Source organism: Niabella drilacis (assembly GCF_900101395.1).
GTDB classification, from domain to species: domain Bacteria; phylum Bacteroidota; class Bacteroidia; order Chitinophagales; family Chitinophagaceae; genus Niabella; species Niabella drilacis.
In genome coordinates, this window is sequence record NZ_FMZO01000003.1 from 264958 (window position 1) to 282021 (window position 17064).

Here is a 17064-nt window from a genome sequence, read left to right on the forward strand (position 1 = left end):
AGATTCCTATGTTTGGTTAAAGTTTCAGGTTTCAAGTTTCACGTCACATTCGTGTGGGTCCCCCTCAAAGATCATGCGTAGGTTCCTGGTTGAACATTGTTGAATATTATTTAAAATGACATTGATAGCTGAAGACTCCTATGTTTGTTTCAGGTTTAAAGTTTCAGTTCGATCCATGTGCGTGCCTCAATGTTCTATTGATGATTGTTATGTTCTTGCCGATGATCAAAACTGAAGACTGATAGCTGATAACTGCCCCGAAGTTTCGGGAGCTGACTACTGACAGCTGTTCAACTCAGGAGCCCTGCTCCCGCTCATCAACCACCATGGTCTTTGTCCACCGGTCCTGCCAGGGATCGCAGGGGGCACCCAGGGCACTGAAAGCACAAAAAGGCACTGCCCTGGCAAGCCCGCGCAGGAAGGCCGTTTGGGAGGAAATGGGTGTGCCGTCAATATTTACAGCACGGGTCCTGGTAATATATTTCCCCGGGGATTTTCCTTTTAATAAGGATTCCATCGCACCCATATAGAGTGCATATAATAAAGTATAACATAGCTTGCTTATTAAGGAAAGGCCCGGCTCATCCGACGCCAGGTAGGGAGCCATTTCCGGTGAAACGGATACCATAAAAAAAGCAAGAAGAAAAATAAGTATATAAAAAATGATGATGTCCACTATTAGGTTTAGCAAGCGCTTGCCAGAGGAGGCACGTGTATAGAGCAGCTCATTTTCAAACAATGAAAACTCTTTGGGGGCGTTGGGGTCCTGAAGCATTGGGTTGTTTTTGGTAATGAATAGCGGAACTAAGTTAGTGTTTTATTTTGAAGTCTTAAAGAAGGGGTTTAGTCAGGTCTGTTTTTATACTTCATGGACCTGCTTCCCGGTTTAGGACAATGCATTTCACTTCTCACTAACCACCGGCGGATATAAGAGTTTCAGGTTTGAGGTTTCAAGTCTCGGCTCAGATCCGTATCAGGTATACAACCCCCCGTTAATGGAAAGCACCTGGCCGGTGATATAGGCTGCCTCCTTTGTGGCAAAAAATCCCACCGCATGCGCCACTTCTTCCGGCGTGCCAAAACGGTTGGCCGGGATGATCTGTTTCATTTGTCCTTCATCAATGTCTTCGGTCATATCGGTTTTGATAAATCCCGGGGCTACCGCATTAACAGTGATGTTCCGTTTTCCTGCTTCCTGGGCCAGGGCCTTGGTGGCAGCAATGACGCCACCTTTGGCGGCGGAGTAATTGGTTTGTCCTGCCAGACCTTTTAATCCCGATAAGGAAACCACGCTGATAATGCGGCCATAACGCTGGCGCAGCATACTGTTTACTACCAGCCGGGTAACATTAAAAAAACCTCCGAGACTGGTATTGAGTACACCGTCCCATTGCTCGTCCTTCATCCACATCAACAGCACGTCATCTTTGATGCCGGCATTATTTACCAATACCTCGATTGTTTTATCCGGGTTGGCTTCCATCCAGCCTCCCAGGGTTTGCTGCACGGCTTCGCGGTCTGCCACATCAAAGGCGAGTAGTGCCCCGTTAACGCCGGCTTTTTCCACTTCGGCAAGGGTTTCTCCGGCCTTTTCTTTATTGCCTTTATAATTGATCAGTATGTTAAAGCCCTGTTTGGCCAGCTGTACGCAAATTGCTCTTCCAATGCCACGGGATCCCCCGGTTACTAATGCCCAGTTCATAATTTTTAGTTTCTTGTTTGTTGTTTATAGTTTATGGTTTGAACAAACGATAGACCATAAACTCAAAACTATAAATTTAAAATGGCTGATGCGCTTTCATAAAGTCGCGCACTTTTGCCAGGTCTTTATAAAGCGGGTAGTCCTTACTGAACTGCGGGAAAGTTTCGCGTAACCAGGTATAGATGGCCATTGTTTTGGCTGCCATCTGAGCATGCCGGTCCAGGTAGTCGATCGCCTGCAGCAGTGTCATGGCCTGGATAGCCAGTACTTCGTAGGCATTTTCGATCACTTTCTTTGCGATCTGTGCGGCATTAAAGCCCATGCTCACAATATCCTGGTTGTCATTATTGTTGGGAATGCTGTGCACGTACATGGGGAAGGAGAGCGTCTGGTTCTCTGCCGTGGTAGACGTAGCCGTAAACTGGATCCCCTGCATGCCAAAGTTGAGCCCCAGTACCCCGTGATTGACAAAGGGTGGAAACTTCTGATTTAACCGCGCGTTCAGCAGGTAATTCAGCTGCCGCTCACTCAGCATGGTCAGCTTGGTAATGGCGATCTTCATTTTATCCATTTCAAAGGATACATAGTCGCCATGGAAATTACCTCCGTGAAAAATATTATGACTGGCTACATCCACAACCGGGTTGTCGTTAACGGAATTGAGCTCGTTGACCACCGTTTCCTCGGTGTGAGCCAGTGTATCATACACCGGACCCAGCACCTGCGTAATGCAGCGGAGTGAATAGTACTCCTGTACTTTATCTTCGAAAACGTCGTGCTGGATATTATCGGGGTTGTATAAATGTTCGGACCGGCTGCGGATGAGCTTACTGTCTGCAAGGATGGCGCGCATCTGGCGGGCAATATGCTGCTGGCCGGTATGGTGTTTTACAATATTCAGTTCGTGGGAGTAATGATCGTCGTATACTTCCATGATCTCGTTCGTGATAGCGGAAAGCATGATCGACCAGTTCAGAAGCTGCTGTGCCTGCAACAGGTTCAGCAGGCCCACACCCGTCATTGCTGAAGTGCCGTTGATCAGCGCCAGGCCCTCGCGTACCCGAACCTTCAGCGGCTCTAACCCGGCTTTTGCAAAGGCTTCGGATGCCGGTTGTATGGTTTCTTCATACCATACTTCACCTTCACCAATGATGCCCAGGGCCAGGTGTGCCAGCTGTACCAGGTCGCCGCTGGCACCTACGCCGCCGTGTTCGTAGATACAGGGAATGATGCCATGGTTGATCATGGCAGCAAGCAGCCGGGGCAGTTTGGGATCCACTCCGGAATATCCCTGCATTAAATTGTTGAGCCGCGCCAGCATTACTGCCTTACCCTGCGACGGGGGCAATACGTTACCGCCGCCGCTGCTGTGGCTGCGGATCAGGTTGTATTGCAGTTCCAGGATATTTTCGTCGCTGATCTTGTATTGCGCCATGGGGCCAAAACCCGTATTGATGCCATAGATCAGTTTATGACTGGAGAATTGTTTCAGGAACTCAAAGCTGGTGTTTACTTGCTGTAAGGCCGCTTCATCAAGTGTAATAGGTTGGCTATCAGTTATAACAGCATTAAAATCCTGCAATGAAAGCCGTTTTCCCCCTACTGTGATCATTTTTGTATTAAAAATTTATTAAACAAGGCGCAAAAAAACGAAAAAGATCACTGGTATCAAAATAAAATGTTATAGCTGATTTATGGTATCAAAAAGCCGGGTAAAACATTCCCGCTGGGTTTTGCTGTTTTCCACCGTACCGGGGGAGGGCTTTTTACCGGCATAAAATTCCTTCAGGAAGGCTCCGTTGGGCGACCAGATGGTTTGCAGGATCCCTCCGAACAGGGGTTTCAGCTGTGGGGTAGCCGTGGCCCGGAAGTTGATCATATCCTGCATCTGCTGAACGGCAATACCGGGGTTGCGCCAGGGGCAGGTAACAACCTTTAATCCTTTCATGGCAAAATAGACGGCTGATTTATCGGCCCGCTCATAGTGCCAGTCGCAAATGACAATATCTTTAGGTACCTGGTCAACGGAGGGGTGTGTGCCGTTCTGGCTGGCCTCCCACATTCCCATTCCGGTTGCGTGGCCATCCAGCATACGGTCGCCCCAGATCCAGAGCGTACGATTGGTGACGGCAAGGTGATTACGGATGCGCCATACTTCATCTGCAAACAACCGGGCTTTGTCTTTTTTACGGCACCGGCGGCATTGTGCATCGCCTATATAGAATACTTCGTCCATGCCGGCATGAAAGGCAGTTGCCTCAAAAGCCTGGCAGACCTCATCTACCAGCGCAAAAACTATTTTATGTACACGGGGATGCCTGGAGCAGTAGCTTTTGCAATAAAGGCTATCTTTATTGGGCCAGGCATATTTCCCGGGCATTTTGACCCAGGGGGTTTCATCAAATTCAGGGTATTTTTTAAGCAGGTTATGCGTTTTATTTGCCCATGACTGGTGTCCGAGGAGGTTTACCTGCGGTATCAGCTGAATGCCGTGCATTTTACAGGCAGCCACCATTTTTTTTACATCGGCTTCAGACAGGGCAATGCTGTCCCTCAGTTCCGGATGGCTTTTAAACTGAAAATTAAAGTCTACCCGGAGGATCAGTGTATTCACCTTCCTGGCCGCCAGTTCGTTATTAATGAAGGTGACAAAGGAATCCACACCGGAAGGCCGCGGAGCCTCAATGCAAAACCCGCGGATGGGCAGAAGGCTGTCGGGGTGACCGGCTGCCTTTATTTTATTAGCCGGTAAAATGGATATGCAGCATACAAGCAAAAGGAGGAGCGACGCTTTTATTCTCATAACTACTAATATAAGATTTTTTTGCCGGCGCTTTTTGGGGTGCCTTTTTCTGTTCCGGTCTGCCGGAACGTAAGGGTTGGAATGAGGGCAGGCGGCCAGGAGGTCTGAAATTGGCTGCTATGGTGTTTGCACGTACCTGTGCGCGAATAAAATGTTGTATCTCTTTAGCCTCCGCCGTTGGCCGCTCCGCGTTTATCAATAAACTTCACCGGCTTGCGGGCTCCTTCAGGAAATTGCAGCTGCTGCATTTCCTGCCGGGTAAGGTATCTGATATGCGGCATCACCCGTAGCCGGGCCTGCAGGTAGGTTTTTATTTTGCCGTCGGTTTCTTCGGAAGTGTTGGACGGCAAAATATAGAGCAGCACTTCATCGGTCCCGATCTCGTTGCTGTATACCTCTGCCACATACTCTTTAATGGCATCCATTTTATGAATGATCTCAAAAAGTGCGGGTGCAAACAGGGTGGTACCTTTAAATTTGATCATTTGTTTTTTGCGGCCGATGACTGGTGAAAGGCGCGTGGTATGCCGGCCGCAGGAGCAGGGCTCATGAAAGGCGCGGCAAAGGTCGCCGGTCTTGTACCGCAGCAGGGGCATGCCTTCCACCCCCAGCGTGGTAATGGCCACCTCACCGATTTCGCCGGCAGCAACCGGCCTGCCGTTATCATCAATGAGTTCCAGGATCACCAGCTCCGGGTTCTGGTGGCCCCCTTTGCCGGCGCTGCATTCTGTAAAAGCGGTCTGCATCTCGGTGGATGCGTAAGTAGAGTAGAGCTGTATGTTCCAGTCTTCGGTGATCCGGCTGCCCAGTACGTTCAGGCTGAGGTCCTCTTTCCGCAGGTTTTCGCCAATGCAAATGGCCTTTTTTACTGATGACCGGCTCAGATCAATACCGTTCTCTTTTGCATACTGGATGAGCTTTACGATGAAGGAGGGCACTGCTACAATGGCGTTGGGCTTCAGCCGCTCGATCACTTCCCATTGGAGCGATGGTACCCCGGGCCCCACCCGTACCTGCCCTGCCCCCAGCTTGCGGATGCCCAGGTAATAGGCAATGCCGGCCATGAACTGCCGGTCCAGCGTGAGCATTAACTGGTAGATATCGGAAGCGCTGCCATCGGCACAGGCAAAAGAGCTGTACTCGTTATAAGCCAGCCGCTGCAAATCGTTTTCCGTAAGTGCAATGGTTACCGGGCTGCCCACAGTGCCGGATGTGGCCATATATTCCACGATCTGGTGCTGGGGTACGCAAACAAAATCTTTATTGTACAATTGCAAATGCTCCTTTTCCGTTGGCGGAATACGGGCCAGGTCTTCAATACCCCGGATTGCGTCGGGGTCTATATTGTTTTCATGGAACAGCCTGCGGTAAAAAGGGGAATTGACCTTAAGATACTGCACCAGGTTGACCAGTTTTTTTTCCTGGTAGGCTTTGATCTGCTGTGCCGGCTGAAAAGACAGGGATGGTAACTCGTTCATTGGATCAAAAGTAGGATTATTTCAGCGGTCAGCGGCCGGATATCAGTCATCAGCTTTCAGTGTCGGCGATCATTGGAGCGGGTCTTCTGCCTGGTATCAGGCGGTACTACCAACCTTTACCGGAACAAACACAGGCATGCCCGGGAATTGGTGCTGGTTTTATTCCCTGACCACCTGTATCGCTTTGCTGTACTCCTTTTTTCCATCTTTATCCACCTGTGCGATGCGTAAATATATTCTGGTATGATTTGCATCCTGCAGTGGTTCATTTTTGGAACAACTGTAAGTCAGCACCGCCACCGCTATGAATAGCCCCGGAACGCCCTTTGTTCTTCTTTTGTGCCCTTCAAATCCCAGGCATAGCAGGAAAACCCCGGCTATGCCGCCGAACAGCACCGTGGTCATAGCATCATGAATGCTAAAGCTGTATTCCAGCGCTATGCTGCTGTTGCCGTTGGGGGTTTTGGACAGCACCGTTGCCAGTTTTTTAAACCGGGCTCCATCGGTGGACGCTTCTATGTCAAAATGATCGTTGTTGGTTTCTGTTTGGGTGGTCCAGTTTACGGTTAGCTGGTCTTTTTGCATGACTGCGCTCAGCGCCCCGAAGTGTACCGGCATTGCTGCATCAACCTGTTCATAGGTGCCCATATCAATGGCTGTACCCATAAAGCGCGGGTTGCCGGCCAGGTCGTTGTTGCCAAAGGTTGCCGCATCATATAAGCCATTAGCTCCCCGGTCGATTACCGGGCTGTTGATGGCTAACGAATAGTCATCGGCAGCTATGTTGCCAAAGATAGTGCTGCCATCATCGGGTATGCCTGCAGGGCTCAGGTTCCCGTTGCCGGTATTGCTTTGCCCCTGGACCAGGGAATAGCTATAAGGCATTCCGGCAGCGGGTTCTGCAACAATACCGGTATTGTTGTTCCATACTATTGAATTGTGGATGCGCAAAAATGAGCCCGAACCGAACATCGACAATACCCCTCCTGCGGCCCCGGGCGAATAGTTGCCATACACGGTGCTATTGGTTATAACAATGCCTGCGCCGCTATTGGCTTCCATGTTAACGGCACTTCCGTGAGCGGCGGTATCCTTTAAGAATAAACAATTGCTGGCAGTTGCATTTGAAAACAGGTTATACATAGCGCCCCCATCTCCTGCGGCTTTATTACGGATGAATTTTGTATGGATAATGGTGTTTTGCGATGGATAAGGGCCATATTGGCTTGCATCATAATCTGCATCAAAAATAGCGCCGCCATCCCCGTTGCTTCTGCTGCCTTCCAGGGCTCTGTTATTTTCAAAAAGACAGCCGGAGATCCTTACTTTGGAGTGGCGGGTATAGAGGCCGCCCCCATTGCCGTCGCTGGCTGTATTGTTCATGATGATACAGTTGATATAGCTTGGCGTGCAGTTGCGGTTTTCAATAGCGCCGCCCCCTGCTGCACCAATGGTGTTTGCAAGGGTTTGGTTATTGTTAAAGGTGCAGGCTACGAATGAGGGAGCGCAGTTACGCGAGCTGGCGCCGCCTCCATATATATAAGCCGTGTTATTTTGAAAAAGACAGTTGCTTACCAGGGAGGCATTGCTGGTGGGCATATCTGCGCCTGCGGCGCCTTCCATATATATACCCCCTCCCAGGCCGGCAAAGTTGCTGGTAAGGATACAATTGTTTATGGTAACGGTATGGCTTTCGTTCTGCGAAAGATATATGCCACCGCCCCGCCCGGTAGCGCCGGTATAGCTGTCGCTTGCGTTCCCGTTTTGAATAGTAAATCCGTCAACCAGCACGGTTGAAACGCCGCCGGTAATGTTTGTAACCAGTACCACATGATAGCTGTTGTCACTGTTATTACCGGCAGTTCCGATATCCCCGTTTAAGGTTGTTATATTGGTTAATGCATTGCGCACCCCGCCGCCGGAAGGGTACCCGCCCAGTAATTGCAGGTTATTCCGGGTGATCCTGAAAGCGGCGTTACGGCCGGTGCCGGCATTGTCGCCTGTAGGATAATAGTTGCCCTGTGCTACCTGCACCTGTGTAATGGCCGGGTTGGCATTAGCTGCATTTAATGCGCTGGCAAGGCTTTTGTAAGCATTTGTCCAGGAGCTGCCGTCATTGGCGCCTGTTGCCGTTGCATCCACATACAATGCCTGGGCATTCAGGAGGGATGCGGGCAGGACCAGGAGCAGGAGGAAAAGCAGGTATTGTTTTTTCATTTATTGGAGGTTTTGGACGGGTGAATAACTATTGTTTGTTTGTGGTTTGGATGATTAGGGTTTAAAATGGCCGGGTTGTCTATATGGCAGTAGTAAAGGTGCGTTGCGGAAAACGTTCACCCAAAATCCGGGAAGGACAAAACCCGGACACCGGGCGGACAAAGCACGGACGCTGATTGCGGGGAATTTGAAGAATGTAGGCTCCTGGAAGTCATAAAAAAGCCGGAAGCTTGCGCTGCCGGCTTTTTTCAAAGCATTGGTTGTTGATTGCGACCCCCATGTTGTTTAAAGTGGGTGGATCCTGCGCTCAAAGTAAATCCATACTGCCAGTATCAGCAGGAGCGCTACCAGAAGAATAAGCAGGGTAACATATACATGTTTTCCGCGTTTCATATAAAAATAAAAGTGCAATTAAATGTAGGATAATTCTGTTAATCCGGAGATGATTGGCCGCGGACAAAATGCGGACAAGTTCTTTTGATCAGGCATAGGTATCAAGTACGGCGATCTCTTCTTCCATTTGCTGGTCCGTAGCCAGGTTTAAAGCGGTGCGCAGGCGGCGTTTGCTGCGGGCTACGCTGTCCTTACTGATGCCCAGGGTATTGGCGATCTGGTAATTGGTCAGTTGCAGGAACATCAGCGCGGCAAGCCGCTCCATGGCAGGGGTAAGATTTTCCATGCGCCGCCGCAGGTTACTGAAGAATGCCGGGTAGGCTTTCGAGAACTGATCCCGGAATTTTTCCCAATCTTCTTCTGTTAGCAGGGAATAGGAGCGCAATTGCTCGGGGTTGGCGGTTTCAGGGGATTTGTTGCTCAATTGCTCCTGTAATGATCTGATAAGATCATTTTTCTCAATAATATTGCGGGTAAAGGCTGCTATTTTTTCCCGGGCTTCCTTTACATCGCGCCGGGCATTGGCATGCCTTAGCTCCATCTCCCGCAGACGATACTGTTCCTTTACCCTTTTTTTGTTATACAACAGGAGCGCGATGATGGTCAGCAGCACGATGCCTGCCAGGATAGCATTGCGGATACTTTTTTCCCTGTTGGCAACCGACTGGGCCAGTATCAGCGAATGCTGCAGGTTATCGAAGGCGATCTGGGCCTTTATTACGGAAAAAGCGCTGTTCTTATTCGCCTCGCGCTGTATCTCACGATACCGGTTCCACATGTCATAGTAATAAAAGGCGCTGTCGGTAGGTCCGGTTTGCCGGTATATGGTGCTCATCCGGTCGGCAGCTTCTATGAGTTCCGGGTATATATTTTTGGGCAGGGCAATCTTCCATGCTTCCTGCGCCGCTGCCAGCGCAGATGCATATTGCTTTTGCCGGAAGTAAAACCGTGCAAAGGCATTATGGGCCATGGCAATGTTAAGGGGATCCTGTTCTTTCCTGCTGTTTTGCAGGTATGCTGTCAGTAAGGGCAGTGCCTCGGCATAACGCCCTTCTGCAGTATAGGTTTGCCCGATGTTCCCATCGGCGATGCCCCGCCAGAGTGTTTGCATGTAGGCCGAGCTTTCGGATCTTAATGCCTGCAGGATCTGTTGATAATACCAGCGGGCGCTATCGTAGCGGTTCAGTTGTTTATAGGCGGCCCCAAGGAGGTCGCACTGGAAAATATATACCCGGGGGTCCCGGTGAACGGTATCGATATCCCATAATCTCAGGCATTCCCTGCCATAGGTGATGGCTCTTACATATTCACCCTGGCTGTACAGGGATGCACAAACACCATAAAAGCGGTTCTGTGTATAAGGAAAATACCGGAAGCCGATCCTGCGTTGAATCTCCAGTGCTTTTAAGTTATAAAGCAGATGGGTTTCTGAGGAAGGAGGTATATCGGCCCGGATGCTGTATAACTCGGCATTGAGCTGGTCATCCCGCAGCGGGTAAGCCATTTTGATAGCTTCGCCGATGGCGGGGTAGTATTTTTGGGCATATCCGTATTCTCTTGCTGCCATGATCTCGAACATGAGCAGGCGTACCTGCAGCCTTCTGTCCGGGTGTTTCTTTATATAGCTCCGCAGCAGATCGATATGACCAAGGTATTTCTTCCGGTACAGCGGGTCATCTTTGTGGATCAGCAGGGAATCGAAAAATACCTGCGAGCGATAGCTCTGTGTTTTATCAGAAATGTTCCATGCTGCGATATAAGGCGCTATTCCCGTGTCCTGGGATAAAGAGGCTGTACTGAATAGAAGGCACCAAAAGAAAAGTATCAATTTCACCGCAAAAAAATTGGTGCTGTAAATATAAAGGATTTGAAAGAGCTTCGGGAGGGTGCGTTTGGGGAGGATTTTCCGGAAGGGTATATTAAGCCCTTTCCGGGTAATGGAATGTCTGATATTGAACCGGCAGAAGTAAAAACAACACCGGGACTATTCCATGAGAAAAAGTTACAGCGACATCCGGCCAGGTAATATGGAGCGGTGGTGAAGCCATCCTGCTGACCGGCGATCATGGCTGTTCAGATCGCCGGCAGGATACCTGTTGCAGCCCTATATGTCGCCTCGTTTGAATTTATTTAAGAAGGTAATGTTACCATTGGCATCAACGTTTACTTTATACGTGTTTTTTGCATCATTTACCACGATGATGTAATTGGTCGTCTGGGAGGTCATTACTTCTGTTACGCCAAAGATTTCTTTTTTCCCAAGCTTCTTTTTTATACCAAATAACAAATTAGGGGGCAGGTTGGCCTCTCCGTAATAACGGATGGTTTGTAAAAGGCTGCCGTTTGTTTTGTCTAACATCGCCCGGTACAGGATATGATCCTTTTTGAAGACGGCCGTAATATAATCGGGCGATTCTATCCAGGAAACCGGTCCCGTATCTTTAAAGATGACGCTGAAGGTGCTCAGCACTTTTTCACTGACAGGGGCAGGTTTGTTGGCAAAAACATGAATGCTGAATGCCGTTGCCACAATGATGATAAGGAGTTTCATTTTATTTTTTTTTAAGCGTATAGAGAATCAGTTAATTTCTTTACAGAAACAGGCAGACGGGGAATATCTGAAGCAGCGCAATGGTAATAGCAGCTTATTTGTTCTGTTCCCTAAAGGTGCTTTGAAAAGAGAGGGATTTACAAAAAAACAGCCAGACAAAAACCGGACAATAGTATAACTGGTTATAAATCAAATAAATATTCTTCCAGTGTTGTTTCATGTGCCAGGCAAAGAAGGCTGCGCAGGCGGTGTTTGCCACGGGTTACGCTGTCTTTGCTGATACCCAGGGTATTGGCGATCTGATAATTATTGAGCCCTAAAAAGATAAGGGCGGCCAGCCGTTCCATAGCCGGGGTGATATTGGGCGCATTCTGGTGCATCCGTAAGAAAAAGTACGGAAAGGCTTTGGTGAATTCTTCCCGGAATTTTTCCCATTCGGTTTCGGTGATGATGGCGTTGCTGAGCAGTTGATTTTGTAATTCGGCCGGTGGTATTTGCCATTTATTTTGGGTTTCCAGGCTTTGGATGAGGTTGTTTTTTTCAACAATAAGCCGGGTAAAAAACCGGATGCGCTCCCTTGCCTGGTCTATTTCTGCCTGGGCATTCTGGTAGTCGGCTGCTATTTTTTCCAGTTTGGCCCGGTCTTTTATTCTTTTGCGGTTGTACAGCAGTCCCATAATAACGAGGAGCAGGCTGATGCTTGTTAAAATAAGCTGCTGCTTTTGCCGCTGTTGAAGAGCTACCGATTGTGAAATGGCCAGCGAGTGCTGCAGTTTGTCAAATGCCAGCTGTGCCTGTATTACGGAAAATGCGCCCTTTTTATTCTGCTCCCGGAGCGCATCTTTATACGAGTGGTAAAGATCATTATAATAAAAGGCTTCACTGATATTATTGCGACGGCGATGAATAAGGCTGATGTATTGCGCCGCATCCATTAATTGCGGGAGCAGGGTATATCTGGAAGCCGTATCATAGGCCTGACTGGCTGCCGACAATGCCCTGCCGTACTGGCCTTGCCGCAGGTAATAGTCTGCAAAAGCGTTCTGGGCCATAACGATGTTCAAACGATCGTTCAGTTGAGAAGCCGCCTGCAGGTGATTCGTCAGCAGTGGCAGCGCCAGGGTATATTTCCCCTCCCGTGTATAGGTCTGCCCGATGTTCCCTTTGGCAATGCCACTCCATAAGGTACTGTCCAGGTTGGTCATTTTAGGACGGGGCATCTGGAGGATCCTCTTATAATAGGCCCTTGCACTGTCGAACCGGTTCAGGTTCTTAAACGAGGCTCCAAGGATATCACATTGAAAAACATAGTGGTCCGGAAGCAGCAGGCTTCCCGCAGCATGATAAATGGCCATGAATTGCCTGCCATAGTCAATGGCTTTCCTGTAGTCGCCCAGGTCGTAAAGGCAACGGCTTACTTCATAATAAGGAACATACCCATAGGGAAAATACCGGATACCAATTTTTTTCTGCATTTCGATACCCTTAAGGTTATAGAACAGCCGGGTATCCGGGGAAAGGGGATGACTTCCCCGCAGCAGATAGAGCTCTGCGTTTAGCTGGTCGTCTTTTAACGGGTAAGCCAGGTTAATGGCTTCATCAAAAAAATCACGCCTGAAACTGGAATCGAGCCTTATATGAAATTCATAGATCATTAAGCGTACTTTTAGCCGTGGGTCAGGATGATTTTGAACATACTGCTTTAACAGGATTATTTCCCTGTAATAGGACTGTTTTTGCCCGGGCGTGATCGCATGTTCAAAAAAATCATCAACAAGCTCCCTGCATTTCCTGGTTTGGCTGTGATCCGTGGTTTCCCAGGCCTCCAGAATGAACTTGATCCTCCTGGTTTGGGCCTCCGCTGTAAAAACTAACGGAATCAGGAACAGGACAAAAAGGAGCAGCTTCTTCAAGACACAGTTGATTTGGTTATTCTTTCTTAAAAGTAAAAAAAATAATTATATGTATGTGGTTCCGGTTATACGAACCTTGCCGGGGGCCGGCATTATAATGTTTGGGAAGCAATCGGCTTATACCGCAGGAGAACCTTCCGGCTGGTTTGTTGCAGTTCCGCAACCCCCGTTGTAAAGCGTGTTTTACCCGGTGCTGCGTTTCTGGTGCGGCGGAATAAAGGGGAAGCTGTATTGAGTGGCTATTGTTCAATGATCACCACGGCTGCGGCAATGGTCTTTAAGTGGCTGAGGGAAAGCTGTACTTTTTTCAGATCCAGGTGCTTCAGGGTTTCGGCAGTTTGTCCTTTCAGGGAGAGTACCGGTTTTCCCTGTTCGTCTCCCAGGACCTGGATCTCGTTAAATGCAGTACCATCTGCCCACCCGGTACCCAGCGCTTTCAAGAACGCTTCTTTAGCAGCAAAACGGGCGGCGTAATGTTCGTATTTATGTGCTTTGGGTTCACAGTAGCCGATCTCTTCCTGCGAAAACACCAGCTCACGGAATCCCTGCTCCTTTTGGATCTTCTCTGCTACACGTTCGGTTTCTATTACATCAAGGCCAAGTCCGGTGATCATTGTTTCAGGTTTGAAGTGAACTGTTTTAAGTGAGCATTTTCAGGGGGAGGCGTGAGTAGTTTCAGGTGTTACAACTTTAAATATGAAGTCCTGAAGGGGGCCTGCGGTCCTATGGCACCGGGTCGTATCCGCTTCCTCCCCAGGGATGGCAGCGGGAAATACGTTTTAGCGAAAGCCAGAACCCTTTAAAAGGTCCGTATTTTTTAAAAGCTTCCAGGGCATAATGACTGCAGGTAGGAGTATACCGGCATTTGGGGCCCATCCAGGGTGAAATGACCAGCTGGTAAAACCGTATCAGCAGGATAAACGGCAGACTTAATAGCTTAAGGATCCATCGCATGCAATTTATTTTCCAGTTTTTGTAAGGCCTTGCCTACCTGTTTGTAGATATCGTTATACAAAGGAAGCGCTTTGCCCGTGAATAATAAGAACAAAGAAAGGTGTGTTTGGGTTTGACCGGCGCTCATTTTTACGGGTTGCTGCTGCAGCCGGTAGGCCTCCCGCAGCAGGCGTTTGATGCGGTTCCGGTCCGCGGCCTTCTTAAAATACCGGCTGCTTGTGCCCACGCCGCATTGGATATCCGGTTTGTCTGCCGCTTCTGCCAGGTAGAGCAGCTTTATGGTACCCGAATGGATGCGGCTTCCGGAACTGAAAACCTCCTGTAGCTTCTTACGGCTTTTCAGCCGCTGCTGCCGGGGAAAAGTATTTGTTTTTGCCTGTTGCACGTTGAATAAAATGCAAAAATACAGGGATCGGGCGCTTTATGGCAAACCTGTTATCAAACGGGGCTATTCCCCGCTTTTTATAACGATACGGCCACCTGGCCCGGCGTTTAATAAAACCTGTCCATTCTCAAGGCGGGTTAACCGGGCATTTTGTGCAGAGAGGACCACGCTTTTTTTGAAAGGGAGTTTAAATGGCGCCTGTCCGCCTTTTTCTGCAACAATGCGGATCTCTTTTACGGCGCCGTTTTCGATGCTGCCGCTTACAAGGAAAGCACCAGCCGCCCGGAGGTTGGCAAAGCGTACTTTCTTCCAGCCGGAGGGAACGGATGGGAATACCGCTATGTATCCCTGCCGGCTTTGCAGCAACAGCTCCTGCACTCCCTGCGCAAAGGCAAAGTTTCCTTCCAGTGTGAAAGGGCGGTAAGTAAACCCGGAATACTGACCGCCTTTCTGATCGCCGTTCAGATGAAAGCTGTTGGGGGAGCAGAAATTGGAGGCAAAGATTTGTAACTGCTGCAGGGCGCTGTCTGCTTTTTCCGCTCTTGCATATAAAGAAGCCATCCAGCTGAATGAGTAACCGCACCAGGCCCGGGTACCGTTTGCTTCGATGTTCTTCAGCGATTTTTCAATAATGATCCTGTCAGCCGCACGATCCGCATCCAGCAATGCCAGGGGATAGATGGCCATATAAGGAGAATGATGCCGGTGCGAGGATCCCATATTTTCCCCGGGAGCCACTGTAAGGCCGGTTTCGTTCACATCATATCCGGGGAGTTCGGAAAGCCTTTTTTGCCAGCGTCCGGCTTCTGCCGGCTGGTTCATTGCGGTTGCAGCTTCAGCGGCAGCCGCAAACAGGAATTTGGCCAGCGACAGGTCGTAGTTGGTCCAGTTAAGAAACCATGCATTGATGGCATTATCATGGTATTCGGGGCTGGAGCTCAGGGGTAATTTCCGGATGCCATTTTGCAGCCGGGTTATTTGCTCAAGGTAAACAGCCGCATCATGTATATAGGGATAGGCCCGGGTTTTTAAAAACAGGCTATCCATGGAATATTTCCATTGCCAGTAAAAGTGCTGGGCGCACCAGGCGCCTACGGTTGGGGAAAGGGAATACTGGATCCAGCCACCCATCGGATCCCCGTTGAGGGTTACAACCCCGGGAACATTTAAGCCGCTTACACCAAAATACTGACGGGTGTAATGCAGGCTCTTTGCCCGGATCTTCCAGAGCCAGTCGGTAAAGGTGGCGGCTTCTGTAAGGTGGTTTCCCGTGTAGGCCGGCCAGTAGCTGAGCTGTGTGTTAAGGTCGTTGTGAAAATCTCCTTTCCAGGGGGGCAGGCTGCCATTATCGGCGGTCCAAATAGCCTGCAAAGTGATGGCGGGAGCGCCCTTGCGGCTGGTAGCCCCCAATTTATAGAGTTCGAGATAATATTGCTTTTCAACAGCGGCATCCGGGAGCTGTACCATAGACTGGTTCCAGAAACGGGCCCACCACAGGATATGGCTATCCCGGTTTGCTTTTGCTGTACCTGGCTCGGGCAGCACGGCCGGCTGATCGTTGGTAATGGTCCATGTTCCGCTCATACGGCTCCTGCCATTGTATTTCCAGCGGACCAATACTTCAAAATAATGATCCTGGTAAGTGGGCTGATGATAGTGGATGCTATTGCGCTGGGTGCTTACAGTACCCCGGGCATAACCAAGCTTTTCCAGCCCTTCACCGGCATGGCTGTTATCATTTTCTACGGCAGATCTGCCGGAATTGTAATTGTGAATTTCAAGATCGGGGATCAGCGGGTGGGTAATAGAAGCCGGCAGGTTCTCAAATTCAAAATACCCGGTTGGACTGGTTGCATGAATATATGACCGGAATATAACACCGGAACGGAAGGTTACCGTATTTATTGCAGTAGTAATATCCAGTTTGTTCGATACGACCGGCCCCAGCTCGTCCAGGTTAAACTGCAGCGCCGCAGCAGGTAATTTTGTAGGATAGGGCAGGTTGTCGTAGGGGTGGTCGCCCAGTTGCTGCACGGGTTTATAGTCTTTTTTCAGTACCTGCTGCTCTACCCACTTAAAGTTGAATTTTGAGAGGTCGAGCGCCTTTCTCTCATCCCACAGATCCGCCCTGTCCAATGATAGCCGGAGTTGGTTGTTTTTTTGCCATACCAGGGCACCCAGCATCCCGTTGCCCAGGGGTATCGCTTCATCCCAGCGGGAAGCCAGTTGTGTAAAGAGGAGATTATGTTTTCCGGCTGGCTGTGCGCATGCAAATGAAACCAGCAGGGCGCAAAAGAGGCATGTGAACAATCGTTTAATAACTACCATACCCGAACTTACACTTTTTTTTCAGACCGGTATGGGCAAACAACCGGGCAAACGATTGCATCGGATAATTTGTCCAAAAAAATAGCCCCGTTACCGGGGCTACCAAATCTTTTGAAAAAATAAACAGGATTGTTTACTTCAATTTCCTTTCATCGGAAACCGTTAATTTTTTACGTCCTTTTGCACGGCGGCTTGCCAGTACTTTACGGCCGTTAGCGGTTTGCATACGTTTGCGAAAACCATGTACGGTTTTACGACGACGACGATGGGGTTGAAATGTCCGTTTCATAATATCTTAATTTTTCACTATTTTTTGAATGCGCATGGGAGAACATGCTGG

Annotated in this window: 14 protein-coding genes; all 14 read right to left on the bottom strand. The window is 49.2% G+C overall.

Features of this window, described 5'->3' with window-relative positions; all coding sequences use genetic code 11:
• Positions 1-295 precede the first annotated feature (295 nt).
• Positions 296-775, bottom strand: coding sequence for an RDD family protein (locus tag BLS44_RS07380; protein ID WP_090389408.1), 480 nt, complete (start codon positions 773-775; stop codon positions 296-298).
• A 198-nt stretch (positions 776-973) separates the two neighbouring features.
• Positions 974-1702, bottom strand: coding sequence for a flexirubin biosynthesis SDR family reductase FlxB (gene fabG / locus BLS44_RS07385; RefSeq protein ID WP_090389409.1), 729 nt, complete (start codon positions 1700-1702; stop codon positions 974-976).
• 76 nt (positions 1703-1778) lie between these two features.
• Complete coding sequence (locus BLS44_RS07390) at positions 1779-3314, bottom strand: flexirubin biosynthesis tyrosine ammonia-lyase FlxA (protein ID WP_090389410.1); 1536 nt, start codon at positions 3312-3314, stop codon at positions 1779-1781.
• 69 nt (positions 3315-3383) lie between these two features.
• Positions 3384-4505 carry a family 20 glycosylhydrolase gene (locus tag BLS44_RS07395; protein WP_090389411.1) on the bottom strand — a complete coding sequence of 374 codons (1122 nt, stop codon included), beginning with the start codon at positions 4503-4505 and terminating at the stop codon, positions 3384-3386.
• A 164-nt stretch (positions 4506-4669) separates the two neighbouring features.
• Entirely contained in the window at positions 4670-5983 is a 1314-nt protein-coding gene (locus BLS44_RS07400; RefSeq protein ID WP_090389412.1) for a flexirubin biosynthesis putative acyl-CoA ligase FlxY, read from the bottom strand.
• 159 nt (positions 5984-6142) lie between these two features.
• A complete protein-coding gene (locus BLS44_RS07405) occupies positions 6143-8200 on the bottom strand; it encodes a choice-of-anchor Q domain-containing protein (protein WP_090389413.1) in 2058 nt (685 codons plus the stop codon).
• A 481-nt stretch (positions 8201-8681) separates the two neighbouring features.
• Positions 8682-10427: a tetratricopeptide repeat protein gene (locus BLS44_RS07410; RefSeq protein ID WP_090389414.1), complete on the bottom strand. Its 1746-nt coding sequence runs from the start codon at positions 10425-10427 to the stop codon at positions 8682-8684.
• A gap of 270 nt (positions 10428-10697) precedes the next feature.
• On the bottom strand, positions 10698-11144 hold the full coding sequence (locus BLS44_RS07415) for a hypothetical protein (RefSeq protein WP_143019693.1): 447 nt from the start codon (positions 11142-11144) through the stop codon (positions 10698-10700).
• Positions 11145-11326: 182 nt separating this feature from the next.
• Complete coding sequence (locus BLS44_RS07425) at positions 11327-13057, bottom strand: tetratricopeptide repeat protein (RefSeq protein ID WP_090389417.1); 1731 nt, start codon at positions 13055-13057, stop codon at positions 11327-11329.
• Positions 13058-13296: 239 nt separating this feature from the next.
• On the bottom strand, positions 13297-13671 hold the full coding sequence (gene acpS / locus BLS44_RS07430) for a holo-ACP synthase (RefSeq protein ID WP_090389418.1): 375 nt from the start codon (positions 13669-13671) through the stop codon (positions 13297-13299).
• A 109-nt stretch (positions 13672-13780) separates the two neighbouring features.
• Positions 13781-14011: a membrane protein insertion efficiency factor YidD gene (yidD, locus tag BLS44_RS07435; RefSeq protein WP_090389419.1), complete on the bottom strand. Its 231-nt coding sequence runs from the start codon at positions 14009-14011 to the stop codon at positions 13781-13783.
• Entirely contained in the window at positions 13995-14396 is a 402-nt protein-coding gene (gene rnpA / locus BLS44_RS07440; RefSeq protein WP_176954347.1) for a ribonuclease P protein component, read from the bottom strand. The genes yidD and rnpA overlap by 17 nt, the downstream gene beginning before the upstream one ends.
• 63 nt (positions 14397-14459) lie before the next feature.
• Complete coding sequence (locus BLS44_RS07445; protein WP_090389421.1) at positions 14460-16724, bottom strand: glycosyl hydrolase family 95 catalytic domain-containing protein; 2265 nt, start codon at positions 16722-16724, stop codon at positions 14460-14462.
• A gap of 133 nt (positions 16725-16857) precedes the next feature.
• Positions 16858-17013: a 50S ribosomal protein L34 gene (rpmH, locus tag BLS44_RS07450; RefSeq protein ID WP_026309617.1), complete on the bottom strand. Its 156-nt coding sequence runs from the start codon at positions 17011-17013 to the stop codon at positions 16858-16860.
• Between the last annotated feature and the right edge of the window lie 51 nt (positions 17014-17064).